This window comes from Bradyrhizobium sp. BRP56, assembly GCF_020194035.1.
GTDB classification, from domain to species: domain Bacteria; phylum Pseudomonadota; class Alphaproteobacteria; order Rhizobiales; family Xanthobacteraceae; genus Bradyrhizobium; species Bradyrhizobium australafricanum.
The window spans coordinates 85,656-106,370 of the sequence record NZ_JADYVV010000026.1 but is presented as its reverse complement, the minus strand read 5'-3'; the positions used below and the strand labels follow the sequence as shown (position 1 = coordinate 106,370).

Below are 20,715 nucleotides of genomic sequence, written 5' to 3'. Positions count from 1 at the left end.
TCATCGACCATGCCGATCGCGACGCCTTCATCGCCAGGTTCGTCCACGACTACAACCGGACTCGCCTCAAATGCCTCGGCTACCAGGCCCCGATCCAGGCCGTTGCTAAACTCACGGGACTGAACACGTTCGCAGGGACGACACCGAGGATGTTGTGCAGCAGGTGGTCATGAATCCGCATTCTCGCGACATGATTTGTCCGATCACACCGGTAGCTTCAGCTCCATCAGATCCTTGGCCACCACGATACGGCCGGAATAATTCTTCTTCACGTCCCGCGTCCAGTCATCGTCGGTGACCTGCCGATCGTCGCCGGGGACGAAGTGGCTCAGCACCAGCGTCTTCACGCCGGCGGCGGCCGCGATGCGGCCGACGTCCTCGGTCGAGGTGTGGCTGTCGAGCAGATGCTTCTTCAGCGTGGCGCCGTTCTTGGTCGTCGCGACCAGGCGATCGACCGCGGGGACGTAGAGACATTCGTGCACCAGCACGTCGACGCCCTTGGCAAACTCGGCGAGCTTCGGGTTGTAGGCGGTGTCGCTGGAGAACACGATGGCGCCGTCCGGGGTCTCGAACTTGTAGGCGAAGTTATCCGTGATCGGCGGGTGCGGCGTGCGGAACGCGGTCACGGTGACGTCCGATGTCTTCAGCACCACGCCGTCGTCGCTGATGTCTTTCGCGATCAGCAGCTTGCGCGGGTCGGGCCGGCCTTCGTCCTCGATCCGGGTCTCGACGTCGAACTTGTTCAGCTCCCAATATTCCTTGGTCATCGCCTCGATGCCCTTGGGGCCGAACGAATGGATCGGCGTCGAGAGGCCGGCCGCCCAGGCGTTGTAGAACAGATTGCCGTATTCCAGATTGTGATCGGAATGATGATGGCTGATGAAGATGTACTTGACCTGCGGGATCGGCACGCCCGCGCGTACAAGCTGGCGGCTGACGCCCATGCCGCAATCGATCACGAACGGGGTATCGTTGACGACGACGAGATTGGCAGGGTTCGAAGCGCCGTTGCCGACGCGCGGCCCGCCCTTGGTGCCGAGGAACACGATGCGGGTCCGCGCCTTGTCGGTTTGCGCGCGCACGCCCGGTGCCGCGAGCACGGCGGCGCTGCCGAGCGCCAGTTTCAATGCGTCGCGGCGATCGATCATCGGTCTCTCCCTGGTCTCTTTTGAGTGCTGCGACCCTAGCCGCCGCGCAGGATGCCATCAAGCGCCGGCAGGCCGACGATGACGGCAGCGGCGATCAGCGCGTAGCAGATCGCGCGAAACACCTTTTCGCTCGCCTTGCCGAACAGCGCGGCGCCGAACCAGACGCCGATGCCGTAGATCGGGCCGACGATCAGCGAGAACTTGACCGATTCGATCGTGATCAAGCCGGTGAACCAGTAGCTGACCAGCGAGAAGAAGTCGGAGGCACCGAAGAACAGCACGATATTGGCGCGCGAGATCACTGACGAGATCGGGCGGCCCAGCCAGTAGGCGACGATCGGCGGGCCGCCGGTCTGCGCGAGGCCGCTGCAGAAGCCGGAGAGGCCGCCGACGCCGACGGAGAGGGCGACGTGCTCCTTGCCGTGGTAGCGCCAGCCCGACAGCAGCAGTGCGAGCAGCGCCGCGACGAAGCAGGAGATGATCCAGCGCGTCGTGACAGGCTCGAGCACGGTCAGGAAATAGGTGCCGATGGGAACGCCGACCAGCGCGCCGGCGACCATGACCGCGGTCGCCTTGCGGTCGGCATGGGTCCACGCGTTCGGCAGCAGCGGCGTGGCGGCGATGAAGTCGATGACGAGCAGCAGCGCCGCCACCAGCCGCGGCGCCGCGACGCTGCTCGCGAGCGGCATGAAGATCAGCGCGGAGCCGAAGCCCGAGAAGCCGCGCGCCGTGCCCGACACGAACGCGATCGCGCAGATCGCGAGCGCGATGCTGGTCGAGATGTCGGAGGGGATCAGGCTGAAGGAGGTCATGAAAGGATAACGAGATTCGACTAGCTGGCTGGCAACTCAAAGCGCCCCTACTCAGACCCGTCATCCCCGCGCAAAGGCTTCGCCTTTGTCGCTGGAGGTGCGAGCAGAGCGAGCCTCGAAGGATGCACGGCCACAGGCGGGGCCGTCGACCCTTCGAGACGGCCGCTACGCGGCCTCCTCAGGGTGACGGTGCAATAGACCGCCTATGGTTCACATCACCCCCGCAACGTGCCGCCGGTCTTCTTGGTCACCTCGGCGACGACCTTGGCCGCGACGGCGTCGATTTCCTGGTCGGTCATGGTCTTCTCGCGCGGCTGGATCGTCACCGCGATCGCGATCGACTTCTTGTCGGGGTCGATGCCCTTGCCTTCGTAGACATCGAACACGGTCACATCAGTGATCAGCTTCTTGTCGACATTCTGCGCCGCGCGGACGATGTCGCCCGCCTTGACGCTGCGATCGACGATGAAGGCGAAGTCGCGCGACACCGGCTGGAATGCCGAGAGCTCCAGCACCGGCTTGGCGCGCGTCGCCCGCTGCTTGCCCTGCGGGATGCGCTCGAGGATCACCTCGAACACGATCATCGGGCCGTCGGCGCCGAGCGCCTCGGCCGCACGCGGATGCAGCTCGCCGAAAGTGCCGAGCACGTTCTGCGGGCCGATCTGGATGGTGCCGGAGCGCCCCGGATGCAGCCACGCCGGACCGCCGGGGACGATCTGCAGCGCCTGCATCGGCGCGCCGGCGGCCGCCAGCACGGCGAAGGCGTCGGCCTTGGCATCCAGCGCATCCGCCACGGCCGAGCCGGTCCAGTGCCGCCCGATCCCCTTCGACGAGGCGAAGCCATGGCGTACGCCGGAGGCGGCCACGAATTGGTCCTCCGGTCGGTCGCCGCGGAACACCTGGCCGACCTCGAACAGCGCCACATCGGGATAGCCGCGATTGATGTTGGCCTGAACCGCCGCGACGAGGCCGGGCAGCAGGCTCGGCCGCATGTCGGAGAGATCGGCCGCGATCGGGTTGGCGAGCACTAGCTCGCTCTGGCCGCCGCCGAACAGTTTTGCCGCGTCATTGGTGATGAACGACCAGGTCACGGCCTCCACCATGCCGCGCACGCCGAGCGCGCGCTTGGCGCGGCGGGTGCGCAGCTGCATCGGCGTCAGCACCGGCTTGCGCGGCTCCTCGCCGCGCTCGAACGGCGTCATCGGCACCTTGTCGACGCCGACGATGCGCACGATCTCCTCGACGATGTCGGCCTTGCCGTGCACGTCGGTGCGCCAGGACGGGATCGCGATCTTCACCACGGGGCCGTTGCCGGCCAGCATGAAGCCGAGCCGGGTGAGGATCAGCTTCACCTCGACCAGCGGCACCTCGATGCCGGCGAGGCGCTTCACTTCACTGAGCGGGAAGTCGATGACGCGATCCTCGCCGAACTGCTTGCCGACCACGACGTTCTCGGACGGCGTGCCGCCGCACAGCGCCAGCACCAGTTTGGTCGCTAGCTCGAGCCCGGGCACCATGAAGGCCGGATCGACGCCGCGCTCGAAGCGATAGCGCGCGTCCGAATTGATGCCGAGCTTGCGGCCGGTCTGCGCGATGTTGATCTCGTTCCAGAGCGCCGATTCGATCAGCACGTCGGTGGTGTTGTCGTCGCAGCCCGAGGCTTCGCCGCCCATGATGCCGGCGAGCGATTCGACGCCGTGCTCGTCGGCGATCACGCAGATGTTGCTGTCGAGCGTATAGGTGCGGCCGTCGAGCGCGAGCAGCGTCTCGCCGTCCTTGGCGCGGCGGACGGTGAGGTTGCCCTGCACCTTCTTGGCGTCGAACACGTGCAGCGGGCGGGCGCGGTCGTAGGTCATGAAGTTGGTGATGTCGACCAGCGCGTTGATCGGGCGCAGCCCGATCGAGGTCAGCCGCTTCTGCAGCCATTCCGGCGACGGGCCGTTCTTCACGCCGCGCACCAGCCGCAGCGCGAAGCCCGGACACAGCGTGGCGTCTTCCACCTTCACCGCGACCGGGCAGGGGAATTCGCCCTTGATCGGCCTGATGCCGGGGTCTTTGAACTTGCCCATGTCGGCGGCGGACAGATCGCGCGCGATGCCGTGCACGCCGGTGCAGTCCTGGCGGTTCGGCGTCAAGTTGATCTCGATGGTGGGATCGCCGAGCCCGGCCCAGTCGGCATAGCCCTTGCCGAGCGGCGCGTCCGCCGGCAGCTCCATGATGCCGTCGTGGTCTTCCGAGATCTGCAGTTCCGCCGCCGAGCACAGCATGCCGCGGCTCTCGACGCCTCTGATAGTGCCGACGCCGAGGGTGATGTTCTTGCCGGGGATATAGGTGCCGGGCGGCGAGAACACGCTGATCAGTCCGGCACGCGCATTCGGTGCGCCGCACACCACCTGCACCGGCGCGCCGCCGTCGCCGGTGTCGACCATGCACACGCGCAGCCGGTCCGCATTCGGATGCTGCTCGGCCGAGATCACGCGCGCGATGGTGAACGGCGCCAGCGCCTTCGCCTTGTCCTCGATGTTCTCGACCTCGAGCCCGATCATGGTGAGCTTGTCGGCGAGCTTGTCGAGCGGCTCGTCGGTCTCGAGATGTTCCTTCAGCCAGGAGAGGGTGAACTTCATGACGATGACTTCTCCAGTCCCCTCTCCCGCTTGCGGGGGAGGGTTAGGGTGGCGGCTTTCTTCACAATGGGACCGAAGACAAGATTCACGAACTCAAGCCTCCCGCGATCGACGGGATGTCGAGCGGCTTGAAGCCGTAGTGGCTGAGCCAGCGCACGTCGCTGTCGAACAATTGGCGCAGGTCGGCGATGCCGTATTTCAGCATTGCGATGCGGTCGATGCCCATGCCCCAGGCAAAACCCTGGTAAACGTCGGGATCGAGGCCGCAGGCGCGCAGCACGTTGGGGTGCACCATGCCGCAGCCGAGAATCTCCAGCCAGTCCTCGCCCTCGCCGAAACGGATCTCGCCCTTGTCGCGGCGGCACTGGATGTCGACCTCGAGCGACGGCTCGGTGAACGGGAAGAACGATGGCCGGAACCGCATGTTGATGTGGTCGACCTCGAAGAACGCCTTGCAGAACTCGTGCAGGATCCATTTGAGGTGGCCGAGATGCGAGCCCTTGTCGATCACCAGGCCCTCGACCTGATGGAATTGCGGCGTGTGCGTCGCGTCGGAATCGATGCGATAGGTGCGGCCCGGGCAGATCACGCGGATCGGCGGCTGCTGGGTCAGCATGGTGCGCACCTGCACCGGCGAGGTGTGGGTCCGCAGCAGCATGCGCGAGCCGTCCTCCTTCGGGTTGAAGAAGAAGGTGTCGTGCATCTCGCGCGCCGGATGGCCTTCGGGGAAGTTCAGCTTGGTGAAGTTGTAGTCGTCGGTCTCGATGTCGGGACCTTCGGCGACCGCAAAGCCCATGTCGGCGAAGATCGTGGTGAGCTCGTCCCAGACCTGGCTCAGCGGATGGATGCGGCCGGTCTCCGCCGGGGCCTCGCGCAGCGGCAGCGTGACGTCGATGGTCTCGGCGGCGAGGCGCGCATCGAGCGCGGCCGCTTTCAGCACGTCGCGCCTGGCCGCGAGCGCCTGCGTCACCGCATCCTTGGCGAGGTTGATCTTCGCGCCTTCGGTCTTGCGCTCGTCCGGCGACATCTTGCCGAGGGTGGCGAGCAAGGCCGAGATCGAGCCCTTCTTGCCGAGCGCCGAGACGCGGACCGCCTCGAGGGCGGCCTCGTCAGCGGCTGAGGCGATCTGGTCGAGGATGGATTGTTCGAGCGTTGCGAGGTCGGACACGGTCAATTCCTGCGCTTGAGCGGAGCATGATCCGGTGGGAAGAACCGCTGCCCGAACCGGTACCATGCGCCAAAATTCGGCTGGGTTGTCGCCGCCCGAAGGCGGTAACGTCAAGCAAAAAGCCGGTCATTTCGGGCCGATGGCCGGCAGCATTGAACCCCGCGCGGAGGCCGGGCTACCCAAGGGGAGTTCAAGGAGGCCCATGCGATGTTGCTGCGATCTTGCCTGGCCGTGCCGGCGGTGTTGTTGATGCTCACCACGGCGCATGCCGCGACCGAGGAATGTCCCGCCAAATCGACCCAGATGGACGACATCATCGCGGAGCTTCAGAAGGCGCCGAGCTGCAACCGCGCGATGAAGATCTTCGAGGCGTGCGAGTACGGCGCCAGCGGCGACGTCCAGTTCGGTGCCGTGGTCGAGAAGAGGTGCGAGGGGGACTTCCTGTCCGGCCTCGGAGCGTCGCAGAAGAAGGCCTATGCCGGCCAGCTCAAGCGCTGCGACCACAAATACGACAACGAAAGCGGCACCATGTACCGCTCGTTCACGGCGTTCTGCCGGGCGATCGTCGCCCAGCGCTATTCGCAGAAGGCGCTGAAGGCGGGCCCCAAATCGCGTTAGGGCCGCCCGCTAGGATCAGGCGGCCAGCGCGGCCTTGGCCTTTTCGGCGATCGCCTGGAACGCAACCGGCTCGTGGATCGCGAGATCCGACAACACCTTGCGGTCGACGACGACGCCCGACTTGGAGAGACCGTTGATAAACACGCTGTAGGTCATGCCGAACGGACGGACCGCGGCGTTGATGCGCTGGATCCAGAGCGCGCGGAAGGTGCGCTTCTTGCGCTTGCGGTCGCGGAAGGCGTACTGGCCGGCCTTTTCGACGGCCTGCTTGGCGACGCGGATGGTGTTCTTGCGGCGGCCGTAATAGCCCTTGGCGGCCTTGTAGACTTTCTTGTGCTTGGCGTGAGCGGTCACACCGCGTTTGACGCGAGACATGACGGAAATCCTTGATCTGGAAGAGGTGACGGGGCGCCGCGCAGTCGCGGCGGGGGTTCAAGCGATCGGTGCGATCAGGCGTTCGGCAAGAAGTACTTCTTGACGTTGTCGCCGTCGGTCTTGAACAGCACACGGGTGCCGCGGAGCTGACGGATCTGCTTCTTCGTCCGCTTGATCATGCCGTGGCGCTTGCCGCGCTGGGCGTGCATGACTTTGCCAGTGGCGGTCACCTTGAAGCGCTTTTTAGCGCCCGACTTGGTCTTCAACTTGGGCATTTGGCTCTCCTGTCGCACAGCACGAAAATCGCCCCGAGAGGCGTCCGGCCGGCTAAAATGCTCGTTAGAGCGTTGAAAGTGCTAAGGTTTTTTCCGAATTGAAAGAACCTGCACCAGACGTCGCCACGGCAGCCCTTGATCAGCCGGGCGGCGAAGGCCCGGCTTATGACAGAGGATCGGCGGTTTTGCAACGTTTCAGGCGGGAAATCGGGGCCGGAACCCGGTAGCCCGGATGGAGCGCAGCGCAATCCGGGGCAGGTCGCGCCGCGGACGCACCGGCCCCCGGATTGCGCTGCGCTCCATCCGGGCTACGGAAACGAAACAGCCCGCCAGATCGCCTGACGGGCCATTTCATTTCAACAAAGCGACAAATTCGAACTAGCGCGGCGCCAGCACCATCACGACCTGGCGGCCCTCGAACTTCGCGTCCTGCTCGACCTTGGCGAATTCGGCGACGTCGGCCTTGACCTTGTCCAACAGCTTGGTGCCGATCTCCTGGTGCGCCATTTCACGACCGCGGTAGCGCAAGGTGATCTTGACCTTGTCGCCTTCCTCGAAGAAGCGCTGCATCGCGCGCATCTTCACGTCATAGTCGTGATCGTCGATCATCGGGCGGAGCTTGATCTCCTTGATCTCGACGACCTTCTGCTTCTTGCGAGCTTCGGCAGCCTTCTTCTGCGCGGAATACTTGTACTTCCCGTAGTCCATGATCTTGCAGACGGGAGGGCTGGTATTCGGCGAAATCTCGACGAGATCCATGCCGGCTTCCATGGCCATCTTGATGGCCACCATGGTTTCGACGGTGCCCTGATTGACACCCTCCGCATCGATCAGCTGGATCTGTGCGTTGCGAATCTCGTCATTGGTGCGCGGCCCTTCTTTGGCGACTGTGGGCGGGGCTCTATTGGGACGGCGAATGGGTAACTCTCCAAAGTTGTGAAAGGGAAGGCCGATATTTTGAAGCAAGATGCTGCAACGGGCAAGCGAACTCGCTTCCTTAAGCGGCAAAACCGCCAATTGCGAGGCATTTTGGCCACGCCCGGCACATATAGCGGGCGCGTCTGCTCCGCAAGGCGGGGGCGCAGCCGTTGACCGGTGCCGCGCGACAATTGAAAAGCAGATGTCTGACACGCGAGTGACCGAACCATGAGCCAAACCGCCGCATCGGAACAGGAACCTGCCTTCATCGAGGTCGGCGAGGGCAGTGAGGCGCGCCGGATCGCGGTGCGCGCCCGCGCCGGCAGCAGCCCGGGACTGATCTGGCTCGGCGGTTTCAAGTCCGACATGGCCGGCACCAAGGCGCTGGCGCTCGATGCATGGGCGGCCGAGCACGGCCGCAGCTCGGTCAGGTTCGACTATTCCGGCCATGGCGAATCCGGCGGCGAGTTCGCCGACGGGACCATCGGCCGCTGGCTCGAGGAGAGCGTGGCCGTGTTCTCGCAGTTCTGCAGCGGGCCGCAGGTCGTGATCGGGTCTTCGATGGGCGGCTGGATGGCGCTGCTGCTTGCGCGTGAGATCGCTAGGCGCGGGAACGGGAAGGCACAGCTCGCCGGCCTCGTGCTGATCGCGCCGGCGCCCGACTTCACCGAGGAGCTGATGTGGAAGGCCTTCTCGCCGGAGGTCCGCGCCGAGATCGAGGCCAAGGGCATGTGGCTGCGTCCGTCCGACTATGGCGACGGCACGCCCTATCCGATCACCCGCAATCTGATCGAGGAGGGCCGCAATCATTTGCTGCTCGGAAGCAAGATCGACGTCGGCTGCCCGGTGCGCATCCTGCAGGGCGCGCAGGATCCCGACGTGCCGTGGAAGCACGCCTTCGCGCTGGTACACCGCCTGCCGGCCGAGGACGTCGTGCTCACCATGATCCAGGACGGCGACCACCGCCTGTCGCGTCCGCAGGACATCGCCCGGATCATCGCCGCGGTGGCGGAGATCGGCTAAGCTTTTTTCCTTCTCCCCTTGTGGGAGAAGGTGGCGCGGACGATGTCCGCGCCGGATGAGGGGTTCTCTCCGCGGACACAGACCCCTCACCCGTCTCGAATGAGCTCTCGCTCATTCGATCCACCCTCTCCCACAAGGGGAGAGGGAAGAAGAAGCGAGGAGCCGGGAGAGAATACCAATGGACACGACAACGATGCTGCGCGCGTTCTGCGACGCGGTCGAGCAGCGCAACGGCAAGGCCTTCGCGAGCCTTTTCACCGAGGACGGCGTCTATCACGATGTGTTCTACGGTGCCTTCAAGGGCCACGGCAAAATCGCCGAGATGATCGACGACTGGTTCTACCGGACCGCGACCGATTTCCGCTGGGTGATGCACGATCCCGTCAGCGACGGTACCACGCTCTACGCGCGCTACACGTTCAGCTACCGCTCGACCTTGCCGGAAGCCAAGGGCGCGCGTGCGATGTTCGAGGGTGTCGCGATCATGCGGCTGCGCGACGGCAAGATCACGGAATACCACGAGGTCGCCAACACCGCGCCGGCTTTCGTCGATTTGAACTTCGCGCCGGAGCGCATCGCCAAGATTGTCGGCAAGCAGGGCGCGGAGCTGAAAGCGCGGCCGGAGATGCAGCGGCATCTGGCGTGAGGACTCTCCGTCGTCATTGCGAGGAGCGAAGCGACGAAGCAATCCACGCCTCGGCAAGCCGAGACATGGATTGCTTCGCTTCGCTCGCAATGACGACGGTGAGAGCCTACGGCGGTGGCGGATTGGTCATCGGCTTGCGCTGGGCGAGCGCCGCCACCGTGGAGGTGCCGATCGGACCCTTCTCGTCATAGAGCCAGCATTCGCCGATCGCGATGCCGTCCGTGGCGTGATGGTTGACGACCTCGAAGCCGATCCAGTTGGTCACCGGCAAGCGATGCAGGTAGATCGTGACGTCGCTGTTGATGTAGCCGAGCCCCTGGTCGCCGGCATTGGCGAAGGGGCTGGCGAAATCCGCGCCGGTCGCGACATGGACGAACGGCGTCATCTTCACGCCCGCGACGAGCTCGCGCACCTCGCTCATCCAGAGCCGTCGCTCGCCGAGCGAGCCCATATGGCCGACGATCGGCCGCGTCTCCCATTTGCCGTTCATGCCGAGCCTCGGATCGGTCGGCTTCGGAATGTCTGATGGCGCCGGCACCTGCCAGTTCGGCGGCGACCACACATTGCCGGGGGCATTTTCCGTCCGGCGCAACAATTGGCAGGAGGCGCGCGCCATGCTGGTGCCGCCGGAGACAAACTCGGCCTCGATCATCTTGATGCGCATGCCGTCGCGCACCAGCTTGGTCGTCACCTCGATCGGCGTCGTGATGTTGGGCAGCCGGAACATGTCGACCGTCAGCCGGGCGGGGACGAAATCGTCGGAGCCGTGGCGCTCCTCGATGACGAAGGCGAGCAGGCCGATCACGACGCGGCCGTGCAGGGATTCCGGACTCCACGGTCCGTTCGCAACGGCCGTCGGCATGAAGCCGTCGCCGTGCCTGGTGAAGAAGGGCTGGTTTGTCATGGCGTGCGACCATGACGGGAATGGCGCGATGAAATCAAGAGGCGGTGGCCGCGCGCCACTCCTGCTGCACGGTGACGTCGGGCTCGCCGCCGGCGCGCGATGCCAGCGCCGCGAATGCTTCGCGGGCGATCAGTTGCGACAGCGCCCACACCGCGGCGCCGCGCACCAGCGGGCTCGCGTCGTCGAGCAAACGCCGCGCTTCGCCGACAAGGCTTGCGTCACCGGAGTTGCCGATCGCGATCAGCACATTGCGGATGAAGCGGTCGCGGCCGATGCGCTTGACCGGCGACTTTGTGAACAGTGCGCGGAATGCGGCATCATCGAGCCGTGCGAGATCGGCGAGCGCGGGCGCCCGCAACGTATCGCGCGCGGCGAGCTTCTGCTCGCGCCCCGCTTGCGCGAACTTGTTCCACGGACACACCGCGAGGCAATCGTCGCAGCCATAGATGCGGTTGCCGATGCTCTTGCGGAATTCGTGCGGGATCGGGCCCTTGTTCTCGATCGTCAGATACGAGATGCAGCGCCGCGCATCGAGCTTGTAGGGCGCGGGGAACGCCGCGGTCGGACAGATGTCCTGGCAGGCGCGGCAGCTGCCGCAATGATCGGCCTCGGCAACATCGCGCGGCAGCTCGGTAGCCGAATAGATCGCGCCGAGAAACAGCCACGAGCCGAATTCGCGCGACACGAGGTTGGTGTGCTTGCCCTGCCAGCCGATGCCGGCTGCCTGGGCAAGCGGCTTCTCCATGACAGCGGCGGTGTCGACGAACACCTTCACCTCATCGCCGGTGATCGTGGCGAGCCAGCGCGCCAGGACCTTCAGCCGCTTCTTGATCACGTCGTGATAGTCGTCGCCCTGCGCATAGACCGAGATCGCGCCATGCGACCGGCGTGCAAGGATGTCGAGCGGGTCGTCGTCGGGCCCGTAGTTGACGCCGAGCATGATGATCGAGCGCACGCCGCCCCACAGCACGCGCGGGTCGGCGCGCCGCTCCGGATTGGCCGCGAGCCAGTCCATGTCGCCCTGGCCGCCGGAGCCGAGGAATTCGAAGAAATATTTTCCGGCCTCGCTGGTCGCATCAGGCGCGGTGAAGCCGACGGCGTCGAAGCCGAGCGCATGCGCCTCGCGCTGAAGCGCTGCTTTGAGATCGGAAGGGGAGAGCCTGACCGCCGGGTTCAGAAGTCGAGGTCCACATAGGTGCGCGACGCCGGCACCCCCGCCAGCCATTCGCTGAGCAGCGGGCGGAACGACGGGCGGGACTTCACCCGCGCGTACCACGACTTTGCCGCGTCGTCCTCGCTCCATGGCACGTCGCCCAGATAGTCGATCGCCGAGAGATGCGCCGCGGCGGCGAGATCCGCGTAGGTCAGGCGGTCACCGGCGAGATAATTCCGCGTCTTCGCCAGCCAGCCGATATAGCTCAGATGATAGCGCACATTGACCTTGGCGGCGCGCATGATGTCGGGCGCCGGCGGGCCGCCGCCATTGTCCTCGCTCATGAAGCGCTTGTAGATCCGCTCGGTCACCAGCGGGTTGGAGGCTTCCTCGAAGAATTTCTCGTTGAACCACGCCATCAGCCGGCGCACCTCGACGCGCTCGGCCGTCGACGTCGGCAACAACCGCCGATCGCCGGCATCGAGGCCGTGCGTCTCGTCGACGTATTCGGCGATCACAGGCGCACCCGGAATCGGCGGAAAGCTCTCGGCGATCAGTACCGGCGTGGTGGCTGCCGGATTGAGCGCCAGGAACGCCTCGCGCCGTTCCCACACCCGTTCCTCCACAAGACGCAAATCGAGCCCATACTCGCCGAGCACGAGGCGAATGAAGCGCGAATGCGGACAGAACGGATGGTGATACAGCGTGTACATGAAGCCCTTGGTAGTTTCGCGGCGCTTAAGAAATCATCAACCTGTGCGGCCTGGACCTGTGCTTTGGCCAGACCAGTTCCGGTCGTCTCTATGTCGCGTCAGCACGCAAACCGGTAGCCACCCCCGCAGATGGTGCGGGTCACAAAAACGCTATAGCTCAGCAAATCGGCCGGGTAACCCATTGTTTGACGATTTTTTGCGATTGCGGCCAATGTGCGAATAAGCGAGAAGAATCCCGTTTTCCACACAGGGCAGGCCACAACATGATGACGGATATGCTGCGGGCGGTGATTCTCGGCATCATCGAGGGCGTCACGGAGTTCCTGCCGGTCTCCTCGACAGGCCACCTGCTGCTTGCGGAGCGCTTCTTCAATCTGGGCGAAGGCAATTTCTGGAAGAGCTTTGCGATCCTGATCCAGCTCGGAGCGATCCTCGCGATCCTCGCGCTCTACTTCGTCAAATTGTGGCGCGTGGCGCTTGGCATGTTCACCAATCCCGACGACCGCCGCTTCGTGATCGGTGTGCTGGTGGCGTTCCTGCCCGCGGTCGTGATCGGCCTGATCGCCGGCAAATACATCAAGGAGTTCCTGTTCAATCCGTGGGTGGTCTGCTTCACGCTGATCGTCGGCGGCGCCGTGCTGCTGTGGGTCGATCAGCTCGATCTCAAAGTGTACGAGGACGATGCGACCCGCTTCCCGCTGCTGATGTATTTCTGGATCGGCGTCGCGCAGTGCCTGGCGATGATTCCGGGCGTGTCGCGCTCGGGCGCCAGCATCGTGGCGGCGATGCTGCTCGGCGCCGACAAGCGCTCGGCGGCGGAGTTCTCGTTCTTCCTCGCGATCCCGACCATGGTCGGCGCGTTCGCCTATGATTTCTACAAGAACCGGGCCGACTTCACCTCCGACAATCTCAGCGTCATCGCGGTCGGCTTCGTGGTGTCGTTCATCACGGCGATGATCGTGGTGCGGGCCTTCCTCAACTTCGTCACCCGCCGCGGCTTCACCTTCTTCGCCTGGTGGCGCGTGATCGTCGGCACGCTCGGCCTGATCGCGCTGGCGATGGGACGGTAAGGCGCGACGGACACCATCCCATCACCCTCACCCTGAGGAGGCCGCAAAGCGGCCGTCTCGAAGGGCGACGGCCCCGATCTCGGCCGTTCATCCTTCGAGGCTCGCCCAGCGGCGCAATTGCGCCGCAAGGCTCGCACCTCCAGCGACAAAGGCAAAGCCTTTGCGCGGGGATGACGGGGAAGGGCTTGGTAGCGTGGGAAAAACGTAGTGGTGCCGTGCCGGCTCGCGCGGAGCCTGTCATCGGGCGCGCGTTCGCGCGACCCGTTGGCTTGGCCGGGACGACAGGTGGAGAAAGCTGCCTACGCGCTCTTCTTCTGGAACTGACCCGTCGCGCGGAAGCGCCAGAGATATTGCGGGGCGATCGCTTCCATCGAATCCGGCGCGATGCCGAGGCCTGCGAAGGTCAGGCCGGCGGCCCTGGCGGCGTCGGACACCACATTGTCCGAACGCAGCATCTCAACCTGGTCCGGCGTCAGCGTGAACGGCCCCGGCGCGAACTGCAGGAAGTACGACTGGAACTTGGCGAGGCCGAACGGCAGCGGCGCCAGCATGCGATCGCGCTGGGTGATCTTGAGGATGATCTGCATCACCTCGCGCATGGTCAGCACTTCCGGCCCGCCGAGCTCGTAAGCTGCGCCCTGCTTCGCCTTGCCGTCCACGGCATGGACCACGGCGTCCGCGACGTCGCCGACATAGGCCGGCTGCACCGTGTTGACCCCGCCGCCGACCAGCGGCAGCACCGGTGACATCCGTGCCAGCGCCGCAAAGCGGTTGGTGAACTGATCCTCGGGCCCGAACAGCAGCGACGGTCGCATGATGGTGGCCGACGGCAAGGCCGCCAGCACCGCCGCCTCGCCCTCCGCCTTGGCGCGGAAATAGCTCGAGGGCGAATCCGCGTCGGCCCCGATCGCCGAGACATGGACCATCCGCCCGCCGGCAGCGGCCGCCGCCGCCTTGGCGATGGTCTCGGCGCCCTTCACCTGCACGGCATCGAAGCTCTGCCCGCCGCCCTCGGCCAGGATGCCGACCAAGTTGATGGCGATATGCGAATCACGCATCGCCGCCTCGACCGAGGCCGGGTAGCGCACATTGGCCTGGACGGCATGGATCTGCCCGACCCGGCCGAGCGGCTGCAGATGGCCGGCCAGCTCGGGCCGCCGCACCGCGACTCGGACGCGGTAATCGCGCTTGCAGAGCGCCCGGACCACGTTCCGCCCCAGAAAACCCGATCCGCCGAAGACCGTGACCAGCGTGTCCAGGTTCGATGCCATGGGGTGATTCCTGTGGGATTCGAGAGCGATTGACGTAGGTTAACCGTCTGGCGATACGCCATCGGCCTTATCCTGTACAGGGTATTTGAATTTCCAATCGCGAATTTGACAAGCGCGCAACCGATCCTTACTAAGCCGCTCCACATGCCCAGGTGGCGGAATTGGTAGACGCGCTGGCTTCAGGTGCCAGTGGCTTAACGGCCGTGAAGGTTCGAGTCCTTTCCTGGGCACCACCGTTCTTTTAGGTGATTGTTTCTCCACAACTAATGCAAAATCAGAGACTTAGGGCTACCGGCTTGGTACAAAAGGCTGGTACAAATGCCCCTCACTATGTCTCGTCCCTGGAAGCATCCCGACAGCGGTGTCTATTGGTTTCGCAGAGCCGTTCCCGCGGAATTGCGCGCGCTCGTTGGCAAGCGCGAAGAGAAGCGCAGTCTGCAGACGAAGGACCCATCGATCGCCCGGCGTCGGCACGCCGAAGCACTGGCTGAGGTCGAGGCCCGGTGGGCAAACCTGCGCGGCGGGGTCCGCACGCTAAGCGAACGAGAGGCTCACGAACTGGCCGCCCAAGCGCATGATCGCTGGCTGGCGGCCTACAAGGACAATCCTAGCGGACAAACCACCTGGCGGGTGGATCTCGGCGAACGGCTATGGAGTTCCCCAGCTGCTCTCGCTGGCCCGCTGACGTCAAACTTTCTTTCTGAATACGATCCGGACGCCGCCAAGCTTCGCGACATGGAGAATTGGTGCCGTGCCAGTGCCAAGGACTGCCTTGCCGCGAAGGGTCTGGTGGTCAACCCCGACAGCGAACTGGTTCTCGCTAAAGCGCTCAGTTTTGCGATTCAGCGCGCCAGCCTAACGCTTGCGCGGTACGCGAAGGGCGAATTTGGCATCGACTCCAGGGCTGGCGGGATGTGGCAAGCCAACTCTCCGACGCCCGGCGCGGGCTCGACGGTGCCGCTAGCCGAACTCATCAAAGGATGGTCCTCCGAGCGCAAACCCGCGCAGAAGACGCTTTATGAATGGAACCGTGTGCTGCGGCAGCTCGAGGCGTTTCTTGGACACGATGACGCCGGCAGAATTTCGAGCGAAGACCTGATCACCTGGAAAGGCTCAATGGTAGAGGCCGGCTTGCGGCCGAAGACGATTCAGGACGCCAAATTGGCACCGGTGAGGGCGATTCTGCAGTGGGGTGTCGATAATCGCCGGATCGCTAAGAACCCAGCCGATCATGTCACGATCGAGGTAAAGGCGATAGCTACCGAGAAGAAGCGCAGCTTTACCGATGAGGAAGCCCGTGTGATTTTGGCGGCATCCTTGCTGGAGAAAGATGCGGTCCGCCGCTGGGTACCGTGGCTCGGGGCCTATTCTGGCGCGAGGGTCTCCGAACTTTGCCAGTTGCGGGTCGAGGACGTAGTTGAAATCGACCGGATCTGGTGCATGAAATTTGACCCGGAAGCGGGTCCGCTCAAAAATAGCAGTTCGGAACGCACCATCCCACTGCATCCCGCGCTGATCGATCGCGGGTTTTTGAAATTCGTTGCAAGCGTTAAATCGGGCCCACTCTTTCCTCATCTGCCACCCGATAAGTTTGGCAAACGAGGTGGAAACGGCACGAAGGTCATCGGCCGATTTGTGCGTGCGCTCGGCATTGTCGATCCACGCCTTTCGCCCAGCCATTCCTGGCGGCATCGAATCAAAACGCTGGGACGTCGGCACGGACTTGCGAAGGACATCCTTGAGGCAATCACCGGTCACGGGCAAAAGAGCGTCGCTGACAGCTATGGCGAGTTTCCGATGGAAGCCTTGTTTCGCGAGTTGAAGAAAATTCCAGAGCTCGATCTCGAGGCCACAAAAAATCCGGACGGGGGGTGAGAATCCCTCCCTCTTCGGGGCAATGCCAACACTCGACGATCAAATGCCAACCTGTCCCTCCCCTCCATACCATGGGCGTCGCTCCGCCGTTGGCTGGAGAAGATCGAAGCGATCGACGTGGACGGAGCGACGCTAGCTCAGTCGCTTTAAGCACCGGACGATGTCGTCGATCAACCTCGGCCGGCGACCTCATTCGTCATCTCGCCTTCTTGCCCGACAGCCGTTGCCGGAGGTTGTCATCGAACATCACGGCGGGGGAAATCATTGCCCCCGTTGATTGGATCCAGAACTGCAAAGACGGAATCGACGGGTCTCATATCAGTGTTCTCTTGCGTACGAACCCTGGCGCCAGCGAGTCAGCGGGTGAGCCGGCGTGCAGGTAAGCAACCTATCAAGCCGACGAACTGGCAAGTAGACAGGTTAGCAAGCGAGCTAGGCCACGAGCCAACAAGCTAGCAAGTCGGCAAGTTAAGAAACTAGCAGCCAGCAAGTCATCGGGTTATCGAGATGGCGAGCTAAGGATTAGCAAGCCGACAACTGAACAGGCGAGCAATTTAGCAAGTCAACGACTAAGCACAGCAACGAAACGACCATCGTTTGGCACGTCAACACATCCTATGATCAATTGCTCTGCGTCCGATGGCTTTCGCCAGATCGGATTGGGAATCAGAGCAGCAACGACGTAGCCTCGCTGACTACCTTGGTTCTGTGCGGGCAGCGTGCCGTGACTCGCTGGTCGTTCATCGTATGTGGTGCTCTTCTTCTTCTGAACAGAACCTCTCTGAGGCCCAGACGGAGGGGCGCGTTGTAAGCGCCAATGGCCAAGGAACCGGCGCTGGTATAACTTCAGCCGTGAAGGGATTATAGCTGCGCGCTCGCGACGGTCAGCTATCCCGCAGCTTTACGCCTTCCTCCTGACAGACCCGTAGGATCCTTTGGACATCGATAGTGCCGAGACTCGACTGGGCGTAAAGGTCCGAACGGGAGATTCGGCCAAAGTCGGATAGCTTTTTGACGCCGATGCCCCCGAGCACATCGACGACACGATCTGAGAATCCGATTTCGCTCAATGTGATCTCAACGTTAGCGGGCGGCCTCGCGAGCGACCTGGCATAGTCCTTCAAAGTCGCGATTTTTTTTCTGCTGAGGTGCGGGGCGAGCACTTTCTCGCTTACGTTGATTAGTTCGCGCAGTGACCGTATATTCAGTGAATGCAATAGCGCCATGTCTCGGGCCGGTAGGCCTAGCACCTCCAGGCTCCCTGCACGCGCAATCGTCCTCAGGTGTTGAGCGGGCTCGCTATCAACAATTATGGTAGACGTGATCGAGGCAGCGGATTGCTGGGTCCGCCGTGGCTTGATGGTAGGGCGCGCACCAAGAGAAGCTTGCATTAAACGCGTCTTGATTATTTCTCGGGCTACTGGGCCAAACGTAGAGCCGCCGCCGGTCGCTAGATCGTCACCAAGTGAGCCCATTGTCTTCCACTTGAGCCGTCGTTGCGTCCCCGCCTGAAGCAGGCCCCGCCCATCGACGACTTCCTCAAGCTTTTGTTGAAGGTCGACTTCAAGTCCCCGCGCGTAAGGAGTGTAGATGAACTCGGATCCTGTAAGTTCGCGAACGTCCAGTATGTCCACGTCAGGAAACTCTTGGAGGAATCCCGGTAAGCTCAAATCCGGTAAATCATCCAAAGCGACCACGTCCGACCACTTCGAAGTAGGCACCTCCAGGTTAGATAGCCAATCGCAGATTGTGCCTGAGTAGGACAGAATCAGCTGGGTTTTCGCTCGCGTCATTGCGACGTAGAATTCGCTTGCGCTTCGAAAAACTTCCTGCTCGGGAGCCCATGAAGGCGGCAGATTTCCCTTGGCGCAGTTTACGATCACCATCGTGTCGAATTCGTAGCCCTTTGTTTGTTCCAGGTCAGACAAAAATCGACTGCCGCGAAGAAATTGTGAAGCGCCATCGAGCACAGGTACCCCAATATCTTTGCCGTACTGCTGAACTTCGTAGCCAGAATAGCCTACTAGCGCGATGCAGCCCGAGTGAGTGCCTCCGCGTCGCGCGGCAAGCTCGTCATTGTAGTCGAGAAGCCGAAGTGCAGCCGCAATCTCGACCTGGAGGGAAGGCGCTTCTAGGATCAGAGGTTCGGACGAAGACCGATAGGACAATTCGGGATCAGAAATCTCCATTTCTCCAATCTCGAAATGGAATTCGGAAAGATTTGATGTTAGCACCTTGTGTGCCAGCCTAAGAATCTCCCTGCTGTTTCGGTAGTTGCGGCGGATAGCAAAGGATCGACCCTTAACGTCTATTCCTGCGGATTCGAACGATTGGTGCTTGGGTAGGATGTGCTGCGCCGCGTCACCGCAGAGGAAGATGTCATTCTTGTCAGGCTTAACGAGGCGCCGCAGGATGGAGAGCTCGACGCTACCGAAATCCTGAGCCTCATCGACGAGGATGCAGCGGTATTGGGGCTCGATTTGTTCGGTGTGCTTTGTCAGCGCTGTGACCACGCCCATGTAGTCGATGACGCCAACGGCGGACATCTTCCGCTCCCATCCGCCCAGCCCTTCGAGTATGGCCGGCCTATGCTGCTCGGAGATCTTGTAGCCTCGCCCTTGTCGCGCAATCGCGTTGTAGTCGGCGCGATTGTCGCGTCCAAGCGCACTCCGGATCCAGTCAAATTCCTCGGCGAGGTATCGCTCCGCCTCGATCGACTGTGAGGTCAGTAGACGGTGGATAGGGCGAAGGACTTCAGCGTCCTTGACGTTGTTGAGACAACGGTAGAACTCGCGATAGACCTCATCCTTGTGCTCCTCAAGCCGCCACGTCACGTCGCGGTACAGCTTGGCGCTCATGGGCTCAAATCCCACGAGCAGACGTTGGCAAATCGAAAAAAGCGAGTTCACTTCGATTCGCGACCTGAGGGCGGCGTCATCTCCGCACGCGAAATCCACGATCTCGGAAATGAACTCGCAGAGTGCCCTATTCAGGCTCAAGATCAGTATCTTGCCGTCCTGGTATTCACTGGCCAGCCGCACCGCGCGCTTGATGGCGATACTCGTCTTGCCCGAGCCCGTCACTCCTGAGAGCTTCGCAGGACCGGAGTAATCCGCCAGTACCAGCTTCTCCTGTTCGGGATGCATAAACAGGAACCATTCAAACGGATGCTTCGTTTCGATGAAGCGTTGAGCCCACTTATTGTATTCTACAGAGCCGATCTCCACTTTCCTTGTACTGTCACCCATGTCGAGCTCGACAAGTTCGTCTGGCGAAAGTTCTGAAAGTGGTTTGAACATCCCGAGGTGGTGTAGCACCCTGTTTTGCGCTTCGTCGAGGGCGCCATTGTTGAGGAGAATGAGGATGTCGAAGAGGGCCGTTCGCAAGCTCTCATCGGCCAAATGTGCGAGTTTGCTCTTGACGAGACCTTCTGGACTCCCCGCAAGAAGTTCTCGTATTGGTTTTACATCTCGAAAGGGAAGATGTCCCAACAGCTGTTCAGATAGATCGTCTGGCAGCCTGTCAATTAGAATGCCGGACCAATTATCTGGTTCGTTGCTAATCGATATCCCCCTTTTCTCATCTGAAATCTTTGTCGTTCCAAGAAGGTTGCCCTCAACTGCGCCGATTGTGAGTCCTCGGTGCTTCTCAATCCATGTGTCTGTTTCGTTGTGGTCGCCCACGTAGAGCAAAAAAATGCAGCCGTTTCCAACAACGGTGACGAGACGACAGAAATCTTGCAGGTCGTATTTTACGCACCCTGAAATTCTGGTTTCGCCATGTTTCGTAAGTCGGAGTGCGTCAAACGGGTCCTCAAAACGCGAAACGCTACCAAGCATAGCGAGCACTTGGCTTGCAGCTTTGCTTTTCCTGCCGCCGGAGAGCTTCATGGTTCTGAGAGCGTTCATGAAGTCCTTGGTCTCGTAGAGTTCGACGTCCACGTTTGCCTCCTTAGCGCCTATTATTTTATTTGTTGCAAGAATCAACAGCGCTGCCCAGCGTAGTTGCGCTGGAGTAACCATACAATTTGAGTGGGTTAGCAGAGTTCTGAGCTGTCGATCAATGGTTCATTGAACCATGTCGGTTAAGGGTGACGGGCTTGCTTGCTCCTGCGTCGGACAG

Annotated in this window: 17 protein-coding genes and 1 tRNA gene; 6 read left to right on the top strand and 12 right to left on the bottom strand. The window is 62.6% G+C overall.

What is annotated here, in order from left to right; genetic code table 11:
* Window positions 1-203: 203 nt before the first annotated feature.
* From I6F38_RS19735 to pheS, 4 genes are all read right to left on the bottom strand, one after another.
* Window positions 204-1,148 carry an MBL fold metallo-hydrolase gene (locus I6F38_RS19735; RefSeq protein WP_225161502.1) on the bottom strand — a complete coding sequence of 315 codons (945 nt, stop codon included), beginning with the start codon at window positions 1,146-1,148 and terminating at the stop codon, window positions 204-206.
* A 35-nt stretch (window positions 1,149-1,183) separates the two neighbouring features.
* Window positions 1,184-1,960 (bottom strand): sulfite exporter TauE/SafE family protein, encoded by a 777-nt coding sequence (locus I6F38_RS19730; protein ID WP_050383477.1) that lies wholly within the window; start codon window positions 1,958-1,960, stop codon window positions 1,184-1,186.
* Window positions 1,961-2,175: 215 nt separating this feature from the next.
* Window positions 2,176-4,584 carry a phenylalanine--tRNA ligase subunit beta gene (gene pheT, locus I6F38_RS19725; protein WP_225161501.1) on the bottom strand — a complete coding sequence of 803 codons (2,409 nt, stop codon included), beginning with the start codon at window positions 4,582-4,584 and terminating at the stop codon, window positions 2,176-2,178.
* Window positions 4,585-4,669: 85 nt separating this feature from the next.
* Window positions 4,670-5,752, bottom strand: coding sequence for a phenylalanine--tRNA ligase subunit alpha (gene pheS / locus I6F38_RS19720; protein WP_225161500.1), 1,083 nt, complete (start codon window positions 5,750-5,752; stop codon window positions 4,670-4,672).
* Between the two features lie 207 nt (window positions 5,753-5,959).
* Here pheS and I6F38_RS19715 point away from each other — a divergent pair, with 207 nt between their 5' ends.
* Window positions 5,960-6,370 carry a hypothetical protein gene (locus I6F38_RS19715; RefSeq protein WP_225161499.1) on the top strand — a complete coding sequence of 137 codons (411 nt, stop codon included), beginning with the start codon at window positions 5,960-5,962 and terminating at the stop codon, window positions 6,368-6,370.
* Between the two features lie 15 nt (window positions 6,371-6,385).
* On the opposite strand, the gene rplT is transcribed toward I6F38_RS19715, so the two are convergent.
* From rplT to infC, 3 genes are all read right to left on the bottom strand, one after another.
* Window positions 6,386-6,745, bottom strand: coding sequence for a 50S ribosomal protein L20 (gene rplT / locus I6F38_RS19710; protein ID WP_018269297.1), 360 nt, complete (start codon window positions 6,743-6,745; stop codon window positions 6,386-6,388).
* 74 nt (window positions 6,746-6,819) lie between these two features.
* The gene (rpmI, locus tag I6F38_RS19705; protein ID WP_008539890.1) at window positions 6,820-7,020 is read right to left on the bottom strand and encodes a 50S ribosomal protein L35; all 201 of its coding nucleotides are present in this window, start codon (window positions 7,018-7,020) and stop codon (window positions 6,820-6,822) included.
* A 378-nt stretch (window positions 7,021-7,398) separates the two neighbouring features.
* A complete protein-coding gene (gene infC / locus I6F38_RS19700) occupies window positions 7,399-7,938 on the bottom strand; it encodes a translation initiation factor IF-3 (protein WP_026192043.1) in 540 nt (179 codons plus the stop codon).
* Window positions 7,939-8,166: 228 nt separating this feature from the next.
* On the opposite strand from infC, the gene I6F38_RS19695 reads away from it, so the two are divergent.
* Entirely contained in the window at window positions 8,167-8,961 is a 795-nt protein-coding gene (locus tag I6F38_RS19695; RefSeq protein ID WP_225161498.1) for an alpha/beta hydrolase, read from the top strand.
* Between the two features lie 178 nt (window positions 8,962-9,139).
* Window positions 9,140-9,607, top strand: coding sequence for a nuclear transport factor 2 family protein (locus I6F38_RS19690; protein WP_225161497.1), 468 nt, complete (start codon window positions 9,140-9,142; stop codon window positions 9,605-9,607).
* Window positions 9,608-9,713: 106 nt separating this feature from the next.
* On the opposite strand, the gene I6F38_RS19685 is transcribed toward I6F38_RS19690, so the two are convergent.
* Genes I6F38_RS19685 through I6F38_RS19675 form a run of 3 tightly spaced genes read right to left on the bottom strand, consistent with a single transcriptional unit; the run spans window position 9,714 to window position 12,377 of the window.
* Window positions 9,714-10,511 (bottom strand): acyl-CoA thioesterase domain-containing protein, encoded by a 798-nt coding sequence (locus I6F38_RS19685; RefSeq protein WP_225161496.1) that lies wholly within the window; start codon window positions 10,509-10,511, stop codon window positions 9,714-9,716.
* 34 nt (window positions 10,512-10,545) lie between these two features.
* Complete coding sequence (queG, locus tag I6F38_RS19680; RefSeq protein WP_225161495.1) at window positions 10,546-11,736, bottom strand: tRNA epoxyqueuosine(34) reductase QueG; 1,191 nt, start codon at window positions 11,734-11,736, stop codon at window positions 10,546-10,548.
* The gene (locus I6F38_RS19675) at window positions 11,685-12,377 is read right to left on the bottom strand and encodes a glutathione S-transferase family protein (RefSeq protein ID WP_057020382.1); all 693 of its coding nucleotides are present in this window, start codon (window positions 12,375-12,377) and stop codon (window positions 11,685-11,687) included. Before I6F38_RS19675 ends, queG begins: the two co-directional genes overlap by 52 nt.
* Window positions 12,378-12,640: 263 nt before the next feature.
* Here I6F38_RS19675 and I6F38_RS19670 point away from each other — a divergent pair, with 263 nt between their 5' ends.
* Window positions 12,641-13,447 carry an undecaprenyl-diphosphate phosphatase gene (locus tag I6F38_RS19670; RefSeq protein WP_028341730.1) on the top strand — a complete coding sequence of 269 codons (807 nt, stop codon included), beginning with the start codon at window positions 12,641-12,643 and terminating at the stop codon, window positions 13,445-13,447.
* Window positions 13,448-13,746: 299 nt separating this feature from the next.
* Here the strand turns inward: I6F38_RS19670 and I6F38_RS19665 are convergent, their stop codons facing one another.
* Window positions 13,747-14,718: a complex I NDUFA9 subunit family protein gene (locus I6F38_RS19665; RefSeq protein WP_225161494.1), complete on the bottom strand. Its 972-nt coding sequence runs from the start codon at window positions 14,716-14,718 to the stop codon at window positions 13,747-13,749.
* A 146-nt stretch (window positions 14,719-14,864) separates the two neighbouring features.
* On the opposite strand from I6F38_RS19665, the gene I6F38_RS19660 reads away from it, so the two are divergent.
* Together I6F38_RS19660 and I6F38_RS19655 are read left to right on the top strand one after the other, a co-directional pair.
* Window positions 14,865-14,951, top strand: a tRNA-Leu gene (locus I6F38_RS19660).
* An 85-nt stretch (window positions 14,952-15,036) separates the two neighbouring features.
* Window positions 15,037-16,593 carry a DUF6538 domain-containing protein gene (locus I6F38_RS19655; RefSeq protein WP_225161493.1) on the top strand — a complete coding sequence of 519 codons (1,557 nt, stop codon included), beginning with the start codon at window positions 15,037-15,039 and terminating at the stop codon, window positions 16,591-16,593.
* Window positions 16,594-17,477: 884 nt separating this feature from the next.
* On the opposite strand, the gene I6F38_RS19650 is transcribed toward I6F38_RS19655, so the two are convergent.
* Entirely contained in the window at window positions 17,478-20,534 is a 3,057-nt protein-coding gene (locus I6F38_RS19650; RefSeq protein WP_225161492.1) for a UvrD-helicase domain-containing protein, read from the bottom strand.
* Between the last annotated feature and the right edge of the window lie 181 nt (window positions 20,535-20,715).

Bases quoted from the DNA above. Each gene is read 5' to 3' on its own strand.
- I6F38_RS19685 (WP_225161496.1), bottom strand. From the start codon at position 10,511: ATGACAAACCAGCCCTTCTTCACCAGGCACGGCGACGGCTTCATGCCG.
- I6F38_RS19730 (WP_050383477.1), bottom strand. From the start codon at position 1,960: ATGACCTCCTTCAGCCTGATCCCCTCCGACATCTCGACCAGCATCGCG.
- I6F38_RS19675 (WP_057020382.1), bottom strand. From the start codon at position 12,377: ATGTACACGCTGTATCACCATCCGTTCTGTCCGCATTCGCGCTTCATT.
- I6F38_RS19655 (WP_225161493.1), top strand. From the start codon at position 15,037: ATGCCCCTCACTATGTCTCGTCCCTGGAAGCATCCCGACAGCGGTGTC.
- rplT (WP_018269297.1), bottom strand. From the start codon at position 6,745: ATGTCTCGCGTCAAACGCGGTGTGACCGCTCACGCCAAGCACAAGAAA.
- pheT (WP_225161501.1), bottom strand. From the start codon at position 4,584: ATGAAGTTCACCCTCTCCTGGCTGAAGGAACATCTCGAGACCGACGAG.
- I6F38_RS19695 (WP_225161498.1), top strand. From the start codon at position 8,167: ATGAGCCAAACCGCCGCATCGGAACAGGAACCTGCCTTCATCGAGGTC.
- I6F38_RS19670 (WP_028341730.1), top strand. From the start codon at position 12,641: ATGATGACGGATATGCTGCGGGCGGTGATTCTCGGCATCATCGAGGGC.
- I6F38_RS19665 (WP_225161494.1), bottom strand. From the start codon at position 14,718: ATGGCATCGAACCTGGACACGCTGGTCACGGTCTTCGGCGGATCGGGT.
- queG (WP_225161495.1), bottom strand. From the start codon at position 11,736: ATGGCTGGCGGGGGTGCCGGCGTCGCGCACCTATGTGGACCTCGACTT.
- I6F38_RS19715 (WP_225161499.1), top strand. From the start codon at position 5,960: ATGTTGCTGCGATCTTGCCTGGCCGTGCCGGCGGTGTTGTTGATGCTC.
- I6F38_RS19690 (WP_225161497.1), top strand. From the start codon at position 9,140: ATGGACACGACAACGATGCTGCGCGCGTTCTGCGACGCGGTCGAGCAG.
- I6F38_RS19735 (WP_225161502.1), bottom strand. From the start codon at position 1,148: ATGATCGATCGCCGCGACGCATTGAAACTGGCGCTCGGCAGCGCCGCC.
- rpmI (WP_008539890.1), bottom strand. From the start codon at position 7,020: ATGCCCAAGTTGAAGACCAAGTCGGGCGCTAAAAAGCGCTTCAAGGTG.